The organism is Pristimantibacillus sp. PTI5, from assembly GCF_048572955.1.
Lineage (GTDB): Bacteria > Bacillota > Bacilli > Paenibacillales > Paenibacillaceae > Pristimantibacillus.
Genome location: NZ_CP183886.1, coordinates 4590062 through 4607572 on the forward strand (window position 1 = coordinate 4590062; position 17511 = coordinate 4607572).

General features: G+C 51.3%; 20 protein-coding genes. 17 read left to right on the plus strand and 3 right to left on the minus strand.

Translation table 11 applies throughout. The features are described from left to right. Positions 1 to 7: 7 nt before the first annotated feature. The 16 genes from ACN6MW_RS20505 to ACN6MW_RS20580 all read left to right on the plus strand — a co-directional run bounded on the left by ACN6MW_RS20505 (position 8) and on the right by ACN6MW_RS20580 (position 14227). Positions 8 to 898 carry an NAD(P)-dependent oxidoreductase gene (locus tag ACN6MW_RS20505; protein WP_419871833.1) on the plus strand — a complete coding sequence of 297 codons (891 nt, stop codon included), beginning with the start codon at positions 8 to 10 and terminating at the stop codon, positions 896 to 898. Between the two features lie 143 nt (positions 899 to 1041). Then, positions 1042 to 1659, plus strand: a complete 618-nt coding sequence (locus ACN6MW_RS20510) for a helix-turn-helix transcriptional regulator (RefSeq protein WP_419871834.1) — start codon at positions 1042 to 1044, stop codon at positions 1657 to 1659. Continuing rightward, positions 1656 to 2456, plus strand: coding sequence for a pyruvate, water dikinase regulatory protein (locus ACN6MW_RS20515; protein ID WP_364144228.1), 801 nt, complete (start codon positions 1656 to 1658; stop codon positions 2454 to 2456). The genes ACN6MW_RS20510 and ACN6MW_RS20515 overlap by 4 nt, the downstream gene beginning before the upstream one ends. A gap of 34 nt (positions 2457 to 2490) precedes the next feature. Beyond that, complete coding sequence (ndk, locus tag ACN6MW_RS20520; protein ID WP_419871835.1) at positions 2491 to 2889, plus strand: nucleoside-diphosphate kinase; 399 nt, start codon at positions 2491 to 2493, stop codon at positions 2887 to 2889. A 20-nt stretch (positions 2890 to 2909) separates the two neighbouring features. Further along, positions 2910 to 3551: a fructose-6-phosphate aldolase gene (gene fsa, locus ACN6MW_RS20525; protein ID WP_419871836.1), complete on the plus strand. Its 642-nt coding sequence runs from the start codon at positions 2910 to 2912 to the stop codon at positions 3549 to 3551. 148 nt (positions 3552 to 3699) lie between these two features. After that, positions 3700 to 4662 (plus strand): hypothetical protein, encoded by a 963-nt coding sequence (locus tag ACN6MW_RS20530; protein WP_419871837.1) that lies wholly within the window; start codon positions 3700 to 3702, stop codon positions 4660 to 4662. Between the two features lie 59 nt (positions 4663 to 4721). Continuing rightward, complete coding sequence (locus ACN6MW_RS20535; RefSeq protein WP_419871838.1) at positions 4722 to 4871, plus strand: hypothetical protein; 150 nt, start codon at positions 4722 to 4724, stop codon at positions 4869 to 4871. Then, the gene (locus ACN6MW_RS20540; RefSeq protein ID WP_419876402.1) at positions 4864 to 6099 is read left to right on the plus strand and encodes a CpaF family protein; all 1236 of its coding nucleotides are present in this window, start codon (positions 4864 to 4866) and stop codon (positions 6097 to 6099) included. The genes ACN6MW_RS20535 and ACN6MW_RS20540 overlap by 8 nt, the downstream gene beginning before the upstream one ends. Then, positions 6096 to 6968: a type II secretion system F family protein gene (locus tag ACN6MW_RS20545; RefSeq protein ID WP_419871839.1), complete on the plus strand. Its 873-nt coding sequence runs from the start codon at positions 6096 to 6098 to the stop codon at positions 6966 to 6968. The genes ACN6MW_RS20540 and ACN6MW_RS20545 overlap by 4 nt, the downstream gene beginning before the upstream one ends. A gap of 20 nt (positions 6969 to 6988) precedes the next feature. Further along, on the plus strand, positions 6989 to 7873 hold the full coding sequence (locus ACN6MW_RS20550) for a type II secretion system F family protein (protein WP_419871840.1): 885 nt from the start codon (positions 6989 to 6991) through the stop codon (positions 7871 to 7873). A gap of 25 nt (positions 7874 to 7898) precedes the next feature. Then, positions 7899 to 8084 carry a Flp1 family type IVb pilin gene (locus ACN6MW_RS20555; protein ID WP_056630584.1) on the plus strand — a complete coding sequence of 62 codons (186 nt, stop codon included), beginning with the start codon at positions 7899 to 7901 and terminating at the stop codon, positions 8082 to 8084. Positions 8085 to 8096: 12 nt separating this feature from the next. Next, the gene (locus ACN6MW_RS20560) at positions 8097 to 8825 is read left to right on the plus strand and encodes a TadE/TadG family type IV pilus assembly protein (RefSeq protein ID WP_419871841.1); all 729 of its coding nucleotides are present in this window, start codon (positions 8097 to 8099) and stop codon (positions 8823 to 8825) included. A gap of 49 nt (positions 8826 to 8874) precedes the next feature. After that, positions 8875 to 11142, plus strand: coding sequence for a hypothetical protein (locus ACN6MW_RS20565; RefSeq protein ID WP_419871842.1), 2268 nt, complete (start codon positions 8875 to 8877; stop codon positions 11140 to 11142). Continuing rightward, positions 11108 to 12076: a TadE/TadG family type IV pilus assembly protein gene (locus tag ACN6MW_RS20570; RefSeq protein ID WP_419871843.1), complete on the plus strand. Its 969-nt coding sequence runs from the start codon at positions 11108 to 11110 to the stop codon at positions 12074 to 12076. Before ACN6MW_RS20565 ends, ACN6MW_RS20570 begins: the two co-directional genes overlap by 35 nt. 34 nt (positions 12077 to 12110) lie before the next feature. Then, positions 12111 to 12623: an A24 family peptidase gene (locus tag ACN6MW_RS20575; protein WP_419871844.1), complete on the plus strand. Its 513-nt coding sequence runs from the start codon at positions 12111 to 12113 to the stop codon at positions 12621 to 12623. Positions 12624 to 12652: 29 nt separating this feature from the next. Continuing rightward, positions 12653 to 14227, plus strand: coding sequence for a DUF6382 domain-containing protein (locus tag ACN6MW_RS20580; RefSeq protein WP_419871845.1), 1575 nt, complete (start codon positions 12653 to 12655; stop codon positions 14225 to 14227). Between the two features lie 6 nt (positions 14228 to 14233). Here the strand turns inward: ACN6MW_RS20580 and ACN6MW_RS20585 are convergent, their stop codons facing one another. The 3 genes from ACN6MW_RS20585 to ACN6MW_RS20595 form a co-directional block, all read right to left on the minus strand. Then, on the minus strand, positions 14234 to 15136 hold the full coding sequence (locus ACN6MW_RS20585) for a TIGR01777 family oxidoreductase (protein ID WP_419871846.1): 903 nt from the start codon (positions 15134 to 15136) through the stop codon (positions 14234 to 14236). Positions 15137 to 15162: 26 nt separating this feature from the next. Continuing rightward, a complete protein-coding gene (locus ACN6MW_RS20590; protein WP_419871847.1) occupies positions 15163 to 15669 on the minus strand; it encodes a hypothetical protein in 507 nt (168 codons plus the stop codon). 160 nt (positions 15670 to 15829) lie between these two features. Continuing rightward, a complete protein-coding gene (locus ACN6MW_RS20595) occupies positions 15830 to 16267 on the minus strand; it encodes a DUF2621 domain-containing protein (protein ID WP_419871848.1) in 438 nt (145 codons plus the stop codon). 101 nt (positions 16268 to 16368) lie between these two features. Between ACN6MW_RS20595 and ACN6MW_RS20600 the strand changes: the two genes are divergently transcribed. Then, positions 16369 to 17499, plus strand: coding sequence for a deoxyribonuclease IV (locus ACN6MW_RS20600; RefSeq protein ID WP_364144192.1), 1131 nt, complete (start codon positions 16369 to 16371; stop codon positions 17497 to 17499). Positions 17500 to 17511: the final 12 nt, after the last annotated feature.

The window sequence follows — 17511 nt, forward strand, 5'->3', positions numbered from 1 at the left end:
ATGGGGAATGGCAAAGCAGGTAATAAATCAGGGCAGCACAATCGGATTTATCGGAACAGGGATTATGGGCGCAAGCATGGCTGGGCATTTGATTGATCACGGATATAAGGTAAATGTGTATAACCGCACGAAATCGAGGGCAGACGGATTGCTGGCAAAGGGAGCTTTATGGCAGGATTCTCCTAAATCGGCAGCCGAGCAATCGGATATTGTAATTACGATGCTGGGTTATCCCGCGGATGTCGAGGAGGTGTATTTCGGAGCTTCGGGTTTGCTGCGGCATGCGCGGCCCAATGCGATATTTATCGATATGACGACCTCAAGCCCGTCTCTGGCCAAACGCATCGAGCTGGAAGCTAGAAACAAAGGGTTTGCGGCGCTTGATGCTCCTGTCTCCGGAGGCGATGTGGGAGCTAGAGAAGCTAGATTATCGATCATGGCAGGAGGCCGGGAGGAGACCTTTGATACCGTACTGCCTTTATTTGAATTGATGGGCAAAAATATTGTATACCAAGGCGAGGCGGGCTCCGGACAATTTACTAAAATGTGCAATCAAATCGCGATCGCCTCCAATATGATTGGCATCAGCGAAGCCCTGGCCTACGCGAAGCGCGCGGGACTGGAACCTAGCAGGGTTCTGAAAAGCATTGAGGCAGGCGCGGCAGGCAGCTGGTCGCTCTCCAACCTTGGGCCGCGCATCATTAACGGGGATTTTGCGCCGGGCTTTTATGTGAAGCATTTTATGAAGGATATCAAAATTGCCATCGAATCGGCCGATGAACTGGGACTTCCGTTACCGGGGCTCGCACTGGCACGCTCCTTGTACGAGCAGCTCATAGCGCTTGGCGAAGAAAATAGCGGAACGCAGGCCTTGTACAAAGTCATTTTCAAAGCGTAAACGACTATTTATTGTACACATTGCACTAATATGATATATTATTTATCGAATAATGGTACTATTTCGTTTTAATATGACTCATATAAAGGATGGAGGCGAGTCCGATTCAGTTATCCACGCGGCAATTGGAGCTTCTTGAGCTTGTGAAGAGGCGTGCGCCGATTACCGGTGAACAATTAGCAGAATATTTAGGCGTCAGCAGGCCGACGCTACGCTCGGATTTATCGCTTCTCGTTATGCTGGGCATGCTTGATGCGAAGCCAAAGGTCGGTTATTTTCTCGGCAACACCTATCGGGCAAACAGCGAGCCTACGCAGCAATTCAACAATATGAAGGTGAGAGAGGTACAGGGCGTTCCTGTGAATGTGCCTGACTCCCTATCCGTGCATGATGCCGTCATTACCTTGTTTACCGAGAATGCGGATACCCTCTTAGTCGTCAATGAACAGAAGAGGTTTGTCGGAATCGTTACCCCAAAGGATTTGCTCAAAATAACACTAGGCAACGCTGGCGCTGCTGCGATCCCAGTCAGCATGGTCATGACCCGTTATCCGAATATCGTGACGCTGATGCCCGATGATTCCGTAATGGATGCGATCCGAAAAATGTCGCTCCATCAGGTGGATTGCCTGCCGGTCATTGTTCCTCGCGATGAACAAGCCGCTGATCCGGAAGTAACCGGCTGGGTATCGAAGTCGAGTATTATACGTATGATGGCGGACATCACGATGAATGGGGAATTGGGGGAGCCGGAGTTATGACAGAGCAAATCATTTATGTATGCTCCGATGCAGTCGGTGAAACGGCGGAAGCGGTAGCTAAGGCAACGCTGCGTCAATTTTCGTCGGAGCATGTAAAAATCAAACGTTTCGGACACATCAAGTCCGAAGATGAAATATTGCGGATTGTCGCCGAAGCACTCAGCACGGGCGGTTTTATCAGCTATACGCTCGTTCAGCCGGAGCTGCGGGAGCTGATGAAGGAAGAAGCGCTGAGGGCGGGTGTCCGAGCCGTCGATGTCATGGGACCGATGATGCAGGCTTACGTCGATACGTTCGGCAGCTTTCCGAAGCGGGAGCCTGGACTGCTGCATTCGATTGACGATGCCTATCACCGCCGGATGGATGCGATCGAATTTGCGGTAAAATACGACGACGGCAAAGACGCGCGCGGCTTTATGCAGGCGCAGGTCGTGCTGATCGGCGTATCGCGGACGTCGAAAACGCCGCTGAGCATCTTTTTGTCCCATAAAGGAATTAAGACGGCTAATTTGCCGTTGATGCCGGAGGTCAATCCGCCCGAGGAGCTAAAGCCTGCACCCGGACGGCTTGTTATCGGATTGACGATGCAAGCAGAGCATCTGCTTGAAATCCGTACCGAGCGGCTGAAGACGCTTGGGCTTCCGGCCACCGCCCAATATGCAACGACTGAGCGGATTCAAGAGGAGCTGGATTATGCCGAATCGGTTATGAAATCCTTGAATTGTCCCGTTATCGACGTTACAAATCGGGCAATTGAAGAGACTGCCGGCATTATTACTGAATGGCTTAACAAATAAATGGCTATACCGATAGAGACAAGGGGGATTCTAAATGGATAGAACGTTTGTAATGGTTAAGCCGGATGGCTATGCTCGAGGTTTGGTAGGACGGATTGTCGCGCGCTTTGAAGAGAAAGGCTTTAAGCTGATCGATGCCAAGGTTATGCAGCTGTCGAGGGAGCATGCGGAGCAGCATTATGAGCATTTGCGCTCCAAGGTGTTTTTTGACGAGCTGGTCGATTTTATTGTTTCTGGACCTATATTCGCCATGATATGGGAAGGCAAGGATGCAATCAAAAACGCGCGCGGGCTTATTGGCGCAACGAACCCGTCTGACGCGCTTGCCGGAACGATTCGCGGCGATTTTGCGATCGACGTGGCAAGCAATATCATCCATGGCTCAGACTCCATAGAAAGCGCGGAACGGGAAATCAAACTTTTTTTCCAATAGACAAAGGGAGATGACCGGATATGAAATTTTTCTTGGATACAGCGAACGTAGAGGAAATTAGACGGATTGCCAAGCTTGGACTCGTTGACGGTGTAACGACTAACCCTTCGCTCATTGCGAAGGAGGGACGGGATTTTAAACAAGTCATCCAAGAAATTTGCAGTATAGTGTCCGGTCCGGTCAGCGCTGAGGTTATTGGCACGAAAGCCGATGATATGCTTAAAGAAGCTTTCGAAATCGCGGAATGGGCTCCCAACGTTGTCATCAAGCTGCCGCTTACGGAGGACGGCTTGTATGCCACCCATGCGCTCGCAGAGAAGGGGATTCAAACGAACGTAACGCTCGTTTTCTCGGCAGCGCAAGGGCTCATGGCGGCAAAAGCGGGCGCAACCTTTATCAGCCCCTTCGTAGGCAGGCTGGATGATATCGGAGTAGAAGGCTTAAAGCTGGTACGTGACCTGAATGCCATTATTCGTAACTATGGATATTCAACCGAAATGATTGTTGCCAGTATCCGTCATATCGGCCATCTTGAACAGGCTGCTATAGCCGGTGCGCATATCGCGACAATCCCGGGCTCGCTTCTCCCGTCGCTATGGAAGCATCCGCTTACCGACATCGGAATCGAGAAGTTTTTAAGCGATTGGGGAAAACAGAAGTAAATTCCTTGGTTGACGAATGGAATCAGGGTATGGTAAATTTTATACAAAGTTAACGAACAAACACGGAAGCACCGTACAAGGACGCAGGTAACTGCGCCTTCTACGGTGCTTTTTTTGTGTTTGCGTAGCTGAAGGGAGGAAATTCGGATTGAACAAATACCAGCTGGGAGTAGCGGTGAAAGACCCGGAATATTTGAAGCGGTTAGCCGATTATATCCGTGACAGCAAGCTCGGCGAACAATGGCAGGTCGTTGCGTTTACGAATGCGGAGGCATGCAGGCGCTATGTGCAGCAAGGCTACAAAATGGATGTATTGGCGGCTCAGCCTGAGCTGCTTGCCGGTCTGAAGGCAGAGCTCCCGAAGCTGCCCGTTATTGCGCTCGTATTGAAGCTTGGGGAAAGCGACGAGGAGCATGAGCTGCATCAATACCAGCCGCTCCCTCAGCTGCTGCAGCGTTTATCCGAGATTCATGCGCGGGCTGCGGTTCATGCTAGTGCGAGGCAAATGGCAATCGATGATGAAACGTCTGCCGGCGTGCGGGTGATTTCCGTCTACTCGGCATCCGGCGGTACAGGCAAAACGGCGTTGGCGCTGCATCTTGCGAATGCTGCGGGCGCGCATCGCCGCCGAACGTTTTATTTAAACCTCGAGCGATGGAACTCGTCGGCGGCTTGGCTTAGCACGCTGCAAAACGGCAATGGCAATCCTATTGGGGATGCAAAAGAGGAGGGATTGTCCGAGCTTTTGTACAGTCTTAAAGCGCAGCCGGAGCAGGCGGTGCAGTGGATCATGGAGCATCGGAAGCGGGATACGCAGCTTAAGGGGGATTACTTGGCGGTGTGCACCAATTTGGAGGATCGATTGACCTTATGCGAGGAAGATGCGCAGGGCTTGATAGACGCGATTTCACGAAGCGGCCAATACGATGTCATCATTGTTGATTTGGATAGCGACATGGATGGTATACATGTAGCCGTTTTCGAGAAGTCGGATCAGGTGCTTTGGGTGATGAATGGCAATGCTTCGGTTATAAACAAGCAAAAAATGGCCCGAAGCTACGGCGAGCAGAAATGGAACGAGCGATTTAAAGGATTAGCCGGAAATTCATAGATGTAAACAATCAGGCCGCGGGAGTCGGACAGACCGCTCTTCAAGACGAGACGGATCGCATGAACCATGCCGCTTTTCAGCTGCCAGAGATACCGGAATGGCGAGGGGCGGGTAGCGTAAAGCTGCTGTCATCGCCGTTATACAGAGCTGCGGCAGATCAATTGTTCAAGCAGCTGATTCCGGAAGGAGTGGGCATGGTTGCTGAGTGACGGAACGGTATTGGAGCTGCGAAATAAAATCCGGTCGAAAATAGATTTCAGCGGCGCTTTGCCGGATGACGGTCTCATGCGCATCGTTGAGGAGATCGTATTCGAATGGTGCGAGCGGAATCCGTTAACGGCAGCGGGTAAAGTACAGCTGGTTCGCAGGCTGTTTCATTCCTTTCGGGGTCTGGATATCTTGCAGCCGCTTATGGAGGATACCTCTATAAGCGAAATCATGATTAATCACCATGCGGAAATTTTTGTTGAACGAAGAGGGGGGATGTCGCTGCTGCCCGTGTCCTTCGAGAGCAGGGAACGGCTGGAGGATCTGATCCAGACGGTCGTTGCAAGCGTTAACCGTGTCGTAAATGAATCATCTCCGATCGTGGATGCGCGGTTGAAGGACGGCTCCCGGGTTCATGTTGTGCTGCCGCCGGTGGCACTGAAGGGACCCTGCATGACCATTCGAAAGTTTCCTGAGCAGCCACTCTTAATGGAAGAGCTCGTTGCGATCGGATCTCTGTCGGAAGATGCGGCGGCTTTCTTGCAAGAGATGGTCGGAGCGCAATACAACATGTTTATTAGCGGCGGAACGGGAACGGGCAAAACGACCTTCCTCAATGCATTATCGCAATTTATTCCAGCGGATGAGCGAATCGTAACGATCGAGGATTCGGCAGAGCTGCAGATACGATCGATCCCGAATCTGGTGGCGATGGAGACGAGAAATGCAAATACGGAGGGTAAAGGCGAGATTACGATCCGAGATCTTATCCGCGCCTCGCTCAGGATGCGTCCGAGCCGGATTATCGTAGGCGAGGTACGGGGCGGGGAGGCGCTCGATATGCTGCAAGCACTTAACTCCGGTCATTCGGGCAGCATGTCGACAGGCCATAGCAACGGAGCAAAGGATATGCTGGCGCGCCTTGAAACGATGACGCTCAGCGCAGCCGAATTGCCTGTTCTGGTCATCCGGCAGCAGATCGCGTCTGCGATCGATCTCATTATTCATTTGTCGAGGTTTCGGGATCGTTCGCGCAGAGTCACGGAAATATGCGAGATCGTTGGCATGGCGGACGGTGAAGTCATGTTGAATCCCCTTTTCATTTTTGAGGAAGAAGGCGAGCAGGACGGCAAAGTGGTTGGCGGGCTCAAACGAACGGCGAATCCGCTGGTACGACTGGACAAGCTGATTATGGCGGGGAAAAACAAGAGCGGAGGCGCTGTCATATGAGCAGTGTCAGCGGCTTGGTTAAAACGGAGCAGCTGTACCGTTCGCAGAGCGGATGGCTGCAGCGGGCGTTTGCCTGGTGCGGATGGGAGAACGGGCAGGTTATGGCCAATATCCGGGCGGGGCGAATGCTTACGGATTATGGGCGTTATCACTTAAGCAGAAAACAGTTTATATTCGCAGCGATAGCAGCCGCTTTGGTTTTTTATATGGCAGCCTATCTGTTTTATCATTCGGCACTCGTATCGATTGCCGCAGCTGGGTTTGGCATAATCGCACCCCGTTTCAGGCGAAGATCGCTCCTGCAGCAGCGTAAAGAGCGGCTGAAGCTGCAATTCAAGGAGGCATTATTCTCGCTGACCTCCTCTCTTGCGGCAGGGCGTTCGCTTGAAAATGCTTTTCTCGCGACCCTTGATGATTTAAAGCTGCTGTATCCGGATCCGCGCACTGAGCTGCTGCTCGAGTTCCAAATTATTCGCTTCCGGTTAGAAAACGCCGAGCCGCTTGAATATGCATTGCGGAACTTCGCGGATCGAGCCGGTATTGATGAAATCACTCAATTTACCGATGCGCTGGCAGCCTGCAAGCGTTCGGGCGGAGATTTGCTGGAGGTAATGAAAAGAACCTCGGCCATCATCGGAGAAAAGCTGGAGATTGAGCAAGAGATTGCCGTTATGATCGCACAGAAAAGATTCGAAGGACGAATCATGATGGCGGTGCCTTTTGTTTTCCTCGCTTTTTTAAGCTTGGCTGCCCCTGACTATATGGCTCCCTTATATGGGGGAATCGGTTATTTATTGCTGACGGCTGCTTTGCTGCTGCTGCTCCTCTGCTTCTGGGCCATGGCGAAAATGATGCGTATTCAGATGTAGCAGAGAAGGGAGAGCTTGGAATGACCGCAGCGATAGCCGCCATTACTTTAACGGCAATTTGGCTTTATCTGGCCGGCAAAGAGGCGCTGTATTCCCTTTGGAATCAGTTAAGAAACAAGAAAACCGGCAGTGATTTTTCGGGGAGCCAGCTCAAGCAGCTTAGCTTGATCGACCCTTTCATGCGGACACTGGAGCGGTATAAGTTGTTTGATATGATGCATCTGCCAATGGGCAGCTATCATATGAGGCTGCTCCTGCTGATGGATAACGCTTGGACGATAGAGAGAACGAAAGCGCAAGCTGCAGCCGCCTTAGGCACAGGTTACGCCGCGTTAACGGGCTGTGCATGGCTGAGTCTGCTGGGGCAGGAGCCCATATTGCTTGCAATGGGAGCCGTATTCGGCATTGTGCTGACCATTCGTCCCTTTGCGGAAGCGGGCAAAAGGGTCGAGCGGCGCAAGCAGCAAATGATTATTGAACTCCCTGGCATGCTGAGTAAGCTGATGCTGCTCGTAGGCGCGGGAGAAACCGTGCAGCAAGCGTTGGCAAGATGCTTGGAAGGGAAAGAGGATGATTTGCATCCGCTCTATAAGGAGTGGGGGGATGCGGTATCGATGCTGCGCAACGGGCAGTCATTCAGTACGGCCATGGAGCGCTTTAACCGGCGCTGCGCAGTACAGGAAGTTTCCGTATTTACGACGGTGCTGCTGCTCAATTACCGTAGAGGAGGAGAACATTTTGTACTCGCTCTGCGCGAGCTCTCTTATACGCTGTGGGAAAAACGCAAGGCGATCGCGAGAGCCCGGGGGGAAGAAGCTTCCTCCAAGCTGGTGTTTCCGTTAGTCGGCATATTATTAGTGCTTATGGTTCTGGTAGCTGCGCCTGCGGTGCTGCTCATGTCTTAACCAACAATAGAGAGGATGAGGAAATATGAAAAAGCTAGGTCAAGCTATAAGATCATTTTGGGCCGAGGAAGACGGTTTGGGTACGCTGGAGATCATTTTGATTATTGCGGTTGTCATTATTATTGCGCTGCTCTTTAAGGACTGGATTATTGAATTAATCGAACGTCTAATGGGTAAGGCGGATGATGAGGCGGACAAAATTTTCAGTTAGCGGGTGGCGCGTATGGGCAAGCGGAGGATGGGAGCAAGGCTGCCGCAATGGCTGAGAGGGGAGCAGGGCAGCTTTACGCTAGAATCAACGATCGTATTTCCAATGCTTTTCGGGCTCATTTTATTGTTTATTCTGTTTGGCATGTATATGTATCAGAAGGTGGTGCTTTATTATGCCGCGTCGGCAACGGCTGAACGCGCGGCATTTAGCTGGGATAACAGCTTTCGCCAAGCGAAAAGCGGCATGCTGAATAATGCCGCCTATGACGGTTTGTATTGGCGAATAGGAGAGGACGAGCTGCTTAGCGGCCTATTTGGAACAAGCAGGAATCGCGCTTCCGCGGAAGCTGCGATTCCTCCGGCAATGCCGGATGAGGGGGCTAAGGACGATCTATCCGCGCGGAAAATGGCGCAGGCCGCGGAATGGATCGGACAAGCGGCCTTAGCGTATGAAGGGCATATCAGCTATTCGCGGGATGTCCTAAAGAGAGAGATCACGGTTAGGCTGAAGTCTCCTTTAGCAAGCGGGCTTGCTGATCAAAGCGGGCTGGGGCGAGAACCCAAGACGGTATCTAGGGCTTCGATCGTTGACCCGGCTGAATTTATAAGAAGCATCGATCTCGTACGTTATTATTCTGCGAAGTACGCGAACCGGCAGGGCGGAGCGGGGCAGGCGAATCAGCAGGCCGGGCAGGCGCTAGCTTCTTATAAGGAAGCTGCCGAGGCGCAGGAGCCGCAGTGATTCAACCTAACATGCGGCAGGGTGGCAGCAATGGAGGTGAAGGGCAGCTGTGAAAGCAAAAAAGAAATCCAAGTACGGATGGTTAGACATCAATCGCCGCTTATGGTTTGAAGAAAACGGAGCGGTAACCGTGTTTTCTGTTCTTGTCTTATCCTCGTTATTATTGTTTTTTTCTCTGCTTATCGATTATGCGCGTATTGCGGCTTTGCACAAGCTGACGGAGGATGCCGTGCGGTCCAGCGTACGCTCTGTCCTGTCGGCTTATGACGCTGCTTTATACGAGCGATATGGATTGTTTGGCCGTGGAGGGACAGAGGGGGAGACGATCTTCTCCGATACGATGGCAGCGAATATCGAAGGCATAGAAGGCCTATCCAACCATGGAATGAAGCTGGTACGCATGAAAGCAGAAAGCTCGGAACTGCATACGGCATCGTTTCTGGGAAGCCATGATGTATTTAAGCGGCAGGTGCTGGAGGAAATGAAATATAAGGCGCCTATTGACTTTACTTTGGAGCTTGCCGCTAGATTTGCGCCAATGGCAGGCGCAATGAAGGAGGCTTCCGTGACAATCGGCCTGCTTGAGAGCATGCGCAAGCTTTATGAAAGACGCGAAGCCCATTTAAGCCAGGTGCTTCACTTGCAGGAGCTGGCTGCAGGCATAATGAGAGACAGCGGAATAGAAGCGATGATTCCGGCGCAGACGAATGCCGTCGCATCAGCGGGAGACACTGCCTTAAGCCTTGCCGGGGAATATCGCGATTATGCGGCCTGGGTCATGCAGGAACAAAATGCTGAACATGCGGGGGGAGCAGACCATTCTGAAGTAATAAAAGCCTATGAGGATAAAGCGAGAGCATTTGCAATAGAGCTTCGCCGAATCAGCTCAGAAATGCTACAACGCCATGTGAAGCTGCAGGGCGATGCCATTCGGGAGCTGGAAGCTGCAAGAGCATTAAATGAGGATATGCAGCGTCTTGTTCAGCAAGCGAATCAGCAAGCTGACCGTGGAGGCTATGATGCCGTAGCGAGGCAAAAATCGTCAGGAGCGGTGCAGTCTGAAGTGCCTGCCGATGCGGCTAGCGATATTGAAGAAATAAGGAGGCAAGCAGACGAGCTTGTCAAACCGGATGCGTGGTTTACAGCTTACCGGCAAGAACTGGAGGCGCAAGGCTCGTCTGCGGCGGCTCTCGATCTCGAAGCCGGCAGCTATCAAACAAGCAGCATCGCTTCATTGGCGAAGCCGATCGCGGATCAAACGGCGGATACCCTGATTGAAGGCGTTGCAAGCCTGCGGCTTGCTTACGGAAACTATGAGGAGAATTATATTCGTCCAGCCGCAATCATTGCCAGCCGAAAGAGTACGCTCGAACAAGGAGAGGTCAAAGCCAAGCTGAAGCAGCAGGGAGAGCAGGCTGAATCACTTTGGAAACAGGCACGCGGCTTGCTCCATGGCCTAACGGCTATTCCGCAGGCCGAAGAGCATCAGCAGGTTTTTGAACAGGTGAAGCAGCATTACAGCGACAATCTTTTGTTCAATGAAAAGTCAGATGAGGCGGCGGCTGCTCCCTTGGAATTGGAGCAGGCAGGCGAGGCCCATGAAGCTGCGAATCGCTCTGCCTCCGTTATGGACGATATATTCTCAGGTATGGCCGGGATGCTGGAGCAGACGAGAGATACGCTGTATTACGGAGAATATGTGGTCAATAAGTACCCCGCTTTTGCGCCGCAGCATCTTCGTTCCATGCTGACGGAGGGCAATGTATCGGAGCTGTCGCATGCGGTTTCTTTCAACAACCAGGAAGCGGAATATATCATTTACGGCTTTCACGACGCAGTGGGAAACATAGCCGCTGCATACGGGGAACTTTTTGCTGCAAGGCTTGCCGTGCGAACGATGGAAGGGCTGCTGGAAAGCAGAACGCTCGGGCATCCCCTGCTTATTTTATCAGCGGCGTTAATTTACGGTTTGGAGAAAACCATGGAGGATATGCTTGCCTTTACCGAACGAGGCTCGTCACCCTTATCCAAATATGTGAAGGTTGAGCTATCGTACAAAGATTATTTGCGGCTTTTTGCTTTGATGCATGACGCTGGAGACAGCGCAAGCCTTGCCCGGATGATCGCGGTCATCGAACAAAACAGCGGAACGGTGCTGTCCGCCGTGCCAAGCGGGGTAACGGGCGAGGCAGGCGTTTCTACGGAGCTTTGGTTTGTACCGGGGTTGATGAAGGTGCTTGGCAAATTTGGACTTTTGGATGGAAAGGTTGACGGCAACCGTTATGAGACGACGCAAACCATTGGATGGTCCTATTAAACGCCGTCATTCCGCGGGTGAGCAAGGCTCGATCGTTGTAGAAGCGGCATTGGTCATGCCGATGGTCATCGTGGTCCTGCTTGTGTTTGTTATGCTTATTCGTCTATGCGCGGTGCAAATGGCTTTGCATTCGGCTGCCTCACAATCGGTCAGGCAGATTGCGGCCCATATTCATCCGGTAGAGCTGGCTTGGCAGCAAGCGGCAGCCCATATTCCATCGCCAACGCCAACGCTTTTCCCGCTTTCGTCATGGAGCGAAATTGCGGCGGAAGCGATGGAACGGTTGCCGGCACCGGCCGGTCCGCTCCTGTCTTCCACACTAAGAGGAGACTTCCGTCCGGTTCAAAATATGGCGGCTACGGAGATCGGACGCGCCGTTGTTGAACCGCTGGTAAGAGACTTCGCGGATGCCGCGATTATTGATCCTAAGCGGATCAGGCTAAGCTGGTTGGCACTGCCCGATTTGGAAAAGGCAAACGAACCTTACGTGGCTATTGCAGTAGAGTATGATTTCCCGTTAAAGCTGCCATTTTACGGGAAGCCGATTGTGCTAAAAGAGCAAGCGGCCGAGCGGGTTTGGATAAGCGATGCCGCCGCGGCCCGGTATGGCGCGAGTATCGGCGAACAAGAAAGCGTTCCAATTCAAATCGTGTCTATCGAGCCATCGCCGCTTCGGCCGGGCAGGAAGGCCTCCGTAACCGTAAAAACAGCTCCGGGGGCCGTCATATCCCTAGGGGTTACGTATAAGAGCGGGTCAAGCAAAGCCAAACATCTGGGAGAAGCGGCTGCCGATGCCGATGGGTACATCAAATGGACCTGGCATGTATCAGGCAACACCACGCCAGGCGTGTGGGAGCTTGCAGCCTCTGAGGCGAGCAAAGAAACAAACCAAGTGTCGATGCATTTTGCCGTGGAGAAAAGCGGCGGAAATTAGTCAGCTATAGGAACTGCGGCAGGGAGGAATACGAATGGAATTCATTCAGATAGCTGCAATCGTAATACTTTTGTTAGGGGCCTTCATAACGGATATTAAAGCACAAATTATCCCGAACCAGCTTACGGCAAGCTTTTTTATCGCGGCGTTTGTTTATCAGTTCGCGATGAATGGACTGGAAGGAGTTGCGGCCGCTGCGGCCGGGGCTACCGCAGGCTTTGTTCCTCTGCTGCTTCTGCATTTAGCAAAAGGAATAGGTGCCGGGGATGTTAAGCTGTTCGGCGCTTTAGGCGCTTGGACTGGCGTTTTGCTCGTACTGCAAATGATGCTTTATGCCATTTTGTACGCGGGAGTCATAGGATTATTTCTGATCCTTGTGAATCGTCCTTTCGGAAAGAGAGTAACAAATGGCGTTTCGGCGTTTCTGACTCCTGGCTTAGGCTCAAAGAGGTATCAGTGGCTGCAATGGTCGGAGTCAGGCAAAAAATTTCCGTTTATGCTGGCGGTTGCTCCGGCGGCCGTTACGGTATGGTCTATGTTTAGTTAAGCGGTAGACAGGGAAAGGGGAATAGAGGCATGGAACGCTTTCGAATTGATTTTGCCATGAATCAGGAACATGAAATGATTATTGACCGCGAAAGAGGCATATATAGGAGCGAGCTTGATGACATAGAGCTTCATATGCTTCAGAACGAACGAATACCTTACCTGCTTCCCATGGATTGGTTTGAACTGGACACTAAAGTAACGTTCCGTTACAAACTGTCGGGGATGAAAATGCTGCTTCACAGGCTTCAGCAGCATCCGCTTACGATGGAGCAATATTATACGCTGATTTTAGGCCTAGCGGATGCACTCTATGAGTGCAAGCATTATATGCTGCGGCCCGAGGGTTGTCTGCTGGACGAGCAATTCATTTTTGTGGGAGAGAAGCTTCATGATATAAGGCTTGCTTATTTGCCGATCAAAGCCGGTGCCGGAACGCAAACGCTGGGAGCAGGCGATCTCTTATCGCTGATTGTAAGGTTCACTTCCTACATCGAACAAATAGATGGAGAAGGCCTGAAGCGGGTGCTTCATCATTTAACGGGCAAGAAATGGCCGCTGGAAGAGCTCCGTTCTACTCTATTGGATTTAATAGGAGAAGCGCCGCGTAAACAAAGCAGCTCGGCACGCCAAATAAAGCAAATGCAGCAGGAACAAAAAGCGGATGTTACGGAAAAATATGCATGGACAGGGCATCAGCCTCGGATTGCATATCCAGAAGAGCCCATTCCGCAACCACCAAAGCCGCTAGCGGGCGAGGAGGATGTGTCTCCATTTATATCTGGTCTATTGGGCGAAACAAGGCATCAGCAAGCGTCTTCACTTGAATATGCTGATATGACTGCATACATAGGGGAGGAAAAGCCTAATGCGAAGAAAAAGTGGATTTTAACCGCAGTGTTGTTTATCGTAATCGCCTGTACTTGGCGTTTTGTCTATCTTGAAGCCGCGACGAGGCAAAGCCTGCTCCTCAGCTCAGGCATAACCTTGCTGATGATTGCCGTGTTCATATTGGTGTGGTTAAAAGGAGCAAATCGCCGCGATACTTCGGCTGAGAGGGCATACGAGCAGGATCTACTGGAGCAAACCCCGGGAATGTTTCAAGGAATGGCCCATTTATATGCGCAGGGCGAGGATAATCAATCGGCATACCGCAAACCTTCTGCCGGTGTTTTTGAAGGATGGATCGATCCGTCTGCTACGCCGCTGCATGTCGTTGCCGCAAATCCGGTTGCCCGTATTGGAGAGCCGACCGTTCTACTAGACCGCGAACAAAAACAGGAGCATGGCATGAAGCCGGTAATCTGGCTTCAACGAAGCTGGGAAGGGGAGCAAACAAAACTGGAATTAACCGTTGAATGTTTTAAAATCGGCAGGATCGGCGAGAAGGTAGATTATGCGGATTGTGCGAACGGCATATCGCGTCTTCATATGGAGATCGAGAGCATCGAGGGTGAGCATAAGGCTAAGGATCTGGGGTCCAGAAACGGCAGTCTGCTCAATGGACAAACAATGATCCCCTATAAAAGCTACAAGCTTTCGATAGGGGATCGGATTCATCTAGCAGGTGAGCAAGGACCTGCGTATGAGTTGAAATCAAGTTAGGAACGTTTATCCGCGACCTACCAATTCGTTCATGGCGCTGTCAACTGTCGGGTAACGGAAGGTGAAGCCGTTCTCAGGCGCTTTGCGCGGCAGGGCTCTTTGCCCGTCCAGCAGCAGCGTTGACATTTCGCCGAATAAAGTCCGCATGAGAAAGGCAGGAACGGGAAACCAATGCGGCCTACCCATAGCTTTGCCGATGGCGCGTCCAAAATCGTCATTGGTTACGGGATCGGGCGAGCAGCCGTTAACTGCGCCTTGTATCTTGTCATTGTCCAAAATAAACAAGATCAGGCCAATCATATCCGCAAGATGGATCCATGACAGCCATTGCTTGCCGCTGCCGATTTTTCCTCCGCCAAACAAGCGATAAGGCATAGCCATTAAAGGAAAGGCGCCTTCCTTCTTGTCCAAAACGACGCCAACGCGGAGCTTTACGAGCCGTTTTGCAGGGATAAGATCAGCCGCCTGCTCCCATTTTTGAACCACCTCGGATAAAAAATCGGTCACCTTCGTCGGGCTTTCTTCATCAAATATGCCGTCTGCCGAAATGCCGTAAGCTGAAATGCCCGAGGCGTTAAGGACAAGCGGCGGCTTATGCTTGAGCGATGTAACCAGCTTCGAAATGCGGGCCGCTGCCGTGATCCTGGAATCCATTACGCGCTGCTTTGCAGCCGATGTCCAGCGCTGGTTGATAGACTCGCCTGTGAGATTAACTATGGCATCGATGCCTTCCAGCAAGGAGGGAGAAGCTTCAAGCTCGCTCCAGGTCAATCGGTTTAGACCGGGGCGCTTGGGCTGGTTCTCCGAGCTCTTTCTAGAGATAATCCATACCTCGTCTTTTCTCTCCAGCAGCGCCTTTGTCAGTGCGCTTCCGATAAAGCCGGTTCCTCCGGCAATAGCAACCCGCATATCCAATCGCTCCTTCAATTAACTCTTTACTCTACTTGTTCAATCTTCACGAGCCAATTTTGTTTGACAGACGGATCGCCTTCGATTGCTTTTTCTATATATTCGAATTTCACTTTCGCGTCATCCGGCAAAGCTTCTAACACCGTTTTTAACTCATCGGTAATTTGCAAAGGAATTACTTCCGAGGCTGTTTCTATTTCTATGGAGTGCGAGTCGCTTAGACCGCTGTAAATTCCTTCGTTAACTTTAACCGTTTCCGCCGGTTCTTCCGTTGCGGTGCTGTTATCAGGGCTGTCGGTTGCTTCCGCAGTCGGCTCCGGTGAAGATACATCGGGTTCAAGAACGCCGCTTTCTTCAGGCAAATCGCTGACAACCGGGGATTCCTCCACGCTGCCTTGCTGGTTGTTTCCGCCTGTAGTATTCGGATTGGCATTTGTTCCGCTGCAAGCTGCCGTTGCTAGCATCACAGCTAAAAGAACCGCTCCTGCTGCTGTTGCTGATGTTTTGTTTTTTCTTCGCTTTGATGAGTTCATGATGTGAACACCTCCTGCATGTTATAACGAGATAGACGTGGGATAGGTTACATTTTTATATTTAACCGTGTTACAAAGCTGTGAAGCATCGCAAGGTTAGCGGCGCTTACACATGATGAAAAATATAAATGAGTTTAAGCCGCACGGATGCGGCTTAAACTCATTTATTAAGTAGATGCTTATAGGGAGCATAGTCGATTCCTTGGCGATCAAGGAAAGATACCAGGCTGCGGTAATCACGTTTTGGGGTGGCTCTTATGTAGCCTTCGATACAGTGTTCGCGCGTGACGGACGATGCGCCGTGTTCAATCGCGACTTGGCCGATTTTAGCTGCGATCGAATGTTTTGCGATATCGCGAAAAGCGGTGGGCACCGGGGATACGAGCTCATCGAGCAAAGCCTTGGAATCGTCGTTCCACATGCTGCGGCTGCGTTCTACCCAGTAGTTTTGCCAATCGAGCTTGGACTTGCCGTCTCGCATCGGAAGCACTTTGAGAAATTTTCGAAACATGAAAAATCCGCCAATCGACATAGCCACAACCATGACGATCGCCCAAAAAACGATAAAGTACATAAACCAATCAGGCGCAACTTTCATAAGTGTCTTTCACCTCAATAATGAATTATACCGTATTCCTAGATTTATTTCGACATTCCTTGTAAAATAAGGTTTGATCAACCGAAAGGGGCGAAAGATTCATGCTGAAAATAGGTTCCCATGTATCATTTTCGGACAAGGGGCTGCTCACTGCAGCGCAGGAAGCCGTATCCTACGGCTCAGGCACATTTATGATTTACACCGGCGCACCTCAGAATACGAGAAGGAAGCCGATCGATACGCTATATATTGAAGAAGGCAAGACGCTTATGGAGCAATCGGGCATCAATGAGATTATCGTCCATGCGCCTTATATCGTAAACCTGGGCTCTTACAAGGATTCGACGTTCGAGCTTGCCGTTTCCTTTTTGCAGGAAGAAATTCGCCGGACGGATTACATCGGTGTACGTAATATTGTCCTGCATCCGGGCGCTTATACAGACAAGGACGCCGAATATGGCATTGCGCGCATAGCGGAGGGCCTTAACGAGGTGCTTGCCGGAACGAAAGAAACGAATGTGAACATCGCCCTTGAGACAATGGCGGGCAAAGGCACGGAAATCGGACGCAGCTTCGAAGAGCTGGCGGCCATTATTGACAAGGTTCAAGACAATCACCGTCTTACCGTCTGCATGGATACATGCCATATGCATGATGCAGGCTATGATCTTATCCATGATCTGGATGGCGTTCTCGAGCAGTTTGACCGTTTGGTCGGACTTGACCGCGTAGCTGTAGTCCACGTCAATGACAGCAAAAATTCACGCGGAGCCGGCAAGGACAGGCATGCCCCGGTTGGCGCAGGCTGGCTGGGACATGATGCGATCCAGCGGATCGTACACCATGACGGTCTCAAGGGCCGTCCGTTTATTCTTGAAACGCCGTGGATCGGCAAAGAAGATAAAACAGAACGTCCAATGTATGAAGTAGAAATCGCTTTGCTTGGCGACAATGGCAGAAGCCGTTTGGGAGAACCGTTCTTCGAGGACGTAGAGCGTCTCCACCATTTCTTTGGCAAGCAAGAAATCGATCCAAGAGTATTCGTGCTGTCTACGTGGGATTTATTGAAAACCGACGCGAAAGCGAAAAAAGCAGATCCGCGCGAGCCGATGGAGCGGCTTTACGATCTAGTAATGGCAGGCGATGCCTTGTCTTCCGAACTGACGGAGGAACAAGTGAACCAGCGTATTACGGCTTGGTTTGGCGGCAAAGAGCTGCTTGCTAGAATTTAGTATCCAAGCTAT

What these genes read in the sequence shown, in the direction of transcription:
- ACN6MW_RS20575 (WP_419871844.1), top strand. Translation starts at nt 12,111, where the DNA reads ATGGAATTCATTCAGATAGCTGCAATCGTAATACTTTTGTTAGGGGCC.
- ACN6MW_RS20545 (WP_419871839.1), top strand. Translation starts at nt 6,096, where the DNA reads ATGAGCAGTGTCAGCGGCTTGGTTAAAACGGAGCAGCTGTACCGTTCG.
- ACN6MW_RS20560 (WP_419871841.1), top strand. Translation starts at nt 8,097, where the DNA reads ATGGGCAAGCGGAGGATGGGAGCAAGGCTGCCGCAATGGCTGAGAGGG.
- ACN6MW_RS20555 (WP_056630584.1), top strand. Translation starts at nt 7,899, where the DNA reads ATGAAAAAGCTAGGTCAAGCTATAAGATCATTTTGGGCCGAGGAAGAC.
- ACN6MW_RS20505 (WP_419871833.1), top strand. Translation starts at nt 8, where the DNA reads ATGGCAAAGCAGGTAATAAATCAGGGCAGCACAATCGGATTTATCGGA.
- ACN6MW_RS20570 (WP_419871843.1), top strand. Translation starts at nt 11,108, where the DNA reads ATGAGACGACGCAAACCATTGGATGGTCCTATTAAACGCCGTCATTCC.
- ACN6MW_RS20515 (WP_364144228.1), top strand. Translation starts at nt 1,656, where the DNA reads ATGACAGAGCAAATCATTTATGTATGCTCCGATGCAGTCGGTGAAACG.
- ACN6MW_RS20590 (WP_419871847.1), bottom strand. Translation starts at nt 15,669, where the DNA reads ATGAACTCATCAAAGCGAAGAAAAAACAAAACATCAGCAACAGCAGCA.
- ACN6MW_RS20580 (WP_419871845.1), top strand. Translation starts at nt 12,653, where the DNA reads ATGGAACGCTTTCGAATTGATTTTGCCATGAATCAGGAACATGAAATG.
- ndk (WP_419871835.1), top strand. Translation starts at nt 2,491, where the DNA reads ATGGATAGAACGTTTGTAATGGTTAAGCCGGATGGCTATGCTCGAGGT.
- ACN6MW_RS20550 (WP_419871840.1), top strand. Translation starts at nt 6,989, where the DNA reads ATGACCGCAGCGATAGCCGCCATTACTTTAACGGCAATTTGGCTTTAT.
- ACN6MW_RS20595 (WP_419871848.1), bottom strand. Translation starts at nt 16,267, where the DNA reads ATGAAAGTTGCGCCTGATTGGTTTATGTACTTTATCGTTTTTTGGGCG.
- ACN6MW_RS20535 (WP_419871838.1), top strand. Translation starts at nt 4,722, where the DNA reads ATGAACCATGCCGCTTTTCAGCTGCCAGAGATACCGGAATGGCGAGGG.
- ACN6MW_RS20585 (WP_419871846.1), bottom strand. Translation starts at nt 15,136, where the DNA reads ATGCGGGTTGCTATTGCCGGAGGAACCGGCTTTATCGGAAGCGCACTG.
- ACN6MW_RS20600 (WP_364144192.1), top strand. Translation starts at nt 16,369, where the DNA reads ATGCTGAAAATAGGTTCCCATGTATCATTTTCGGACAAGGGGCTGCTC.
- fsa (WP_419871836.1), top strand. Translation starts at nt 2,910, where the DNA reads ATGAAATTTTTCTTGGATACAGCGAACGTAGAGGAAATTAGACGGATT.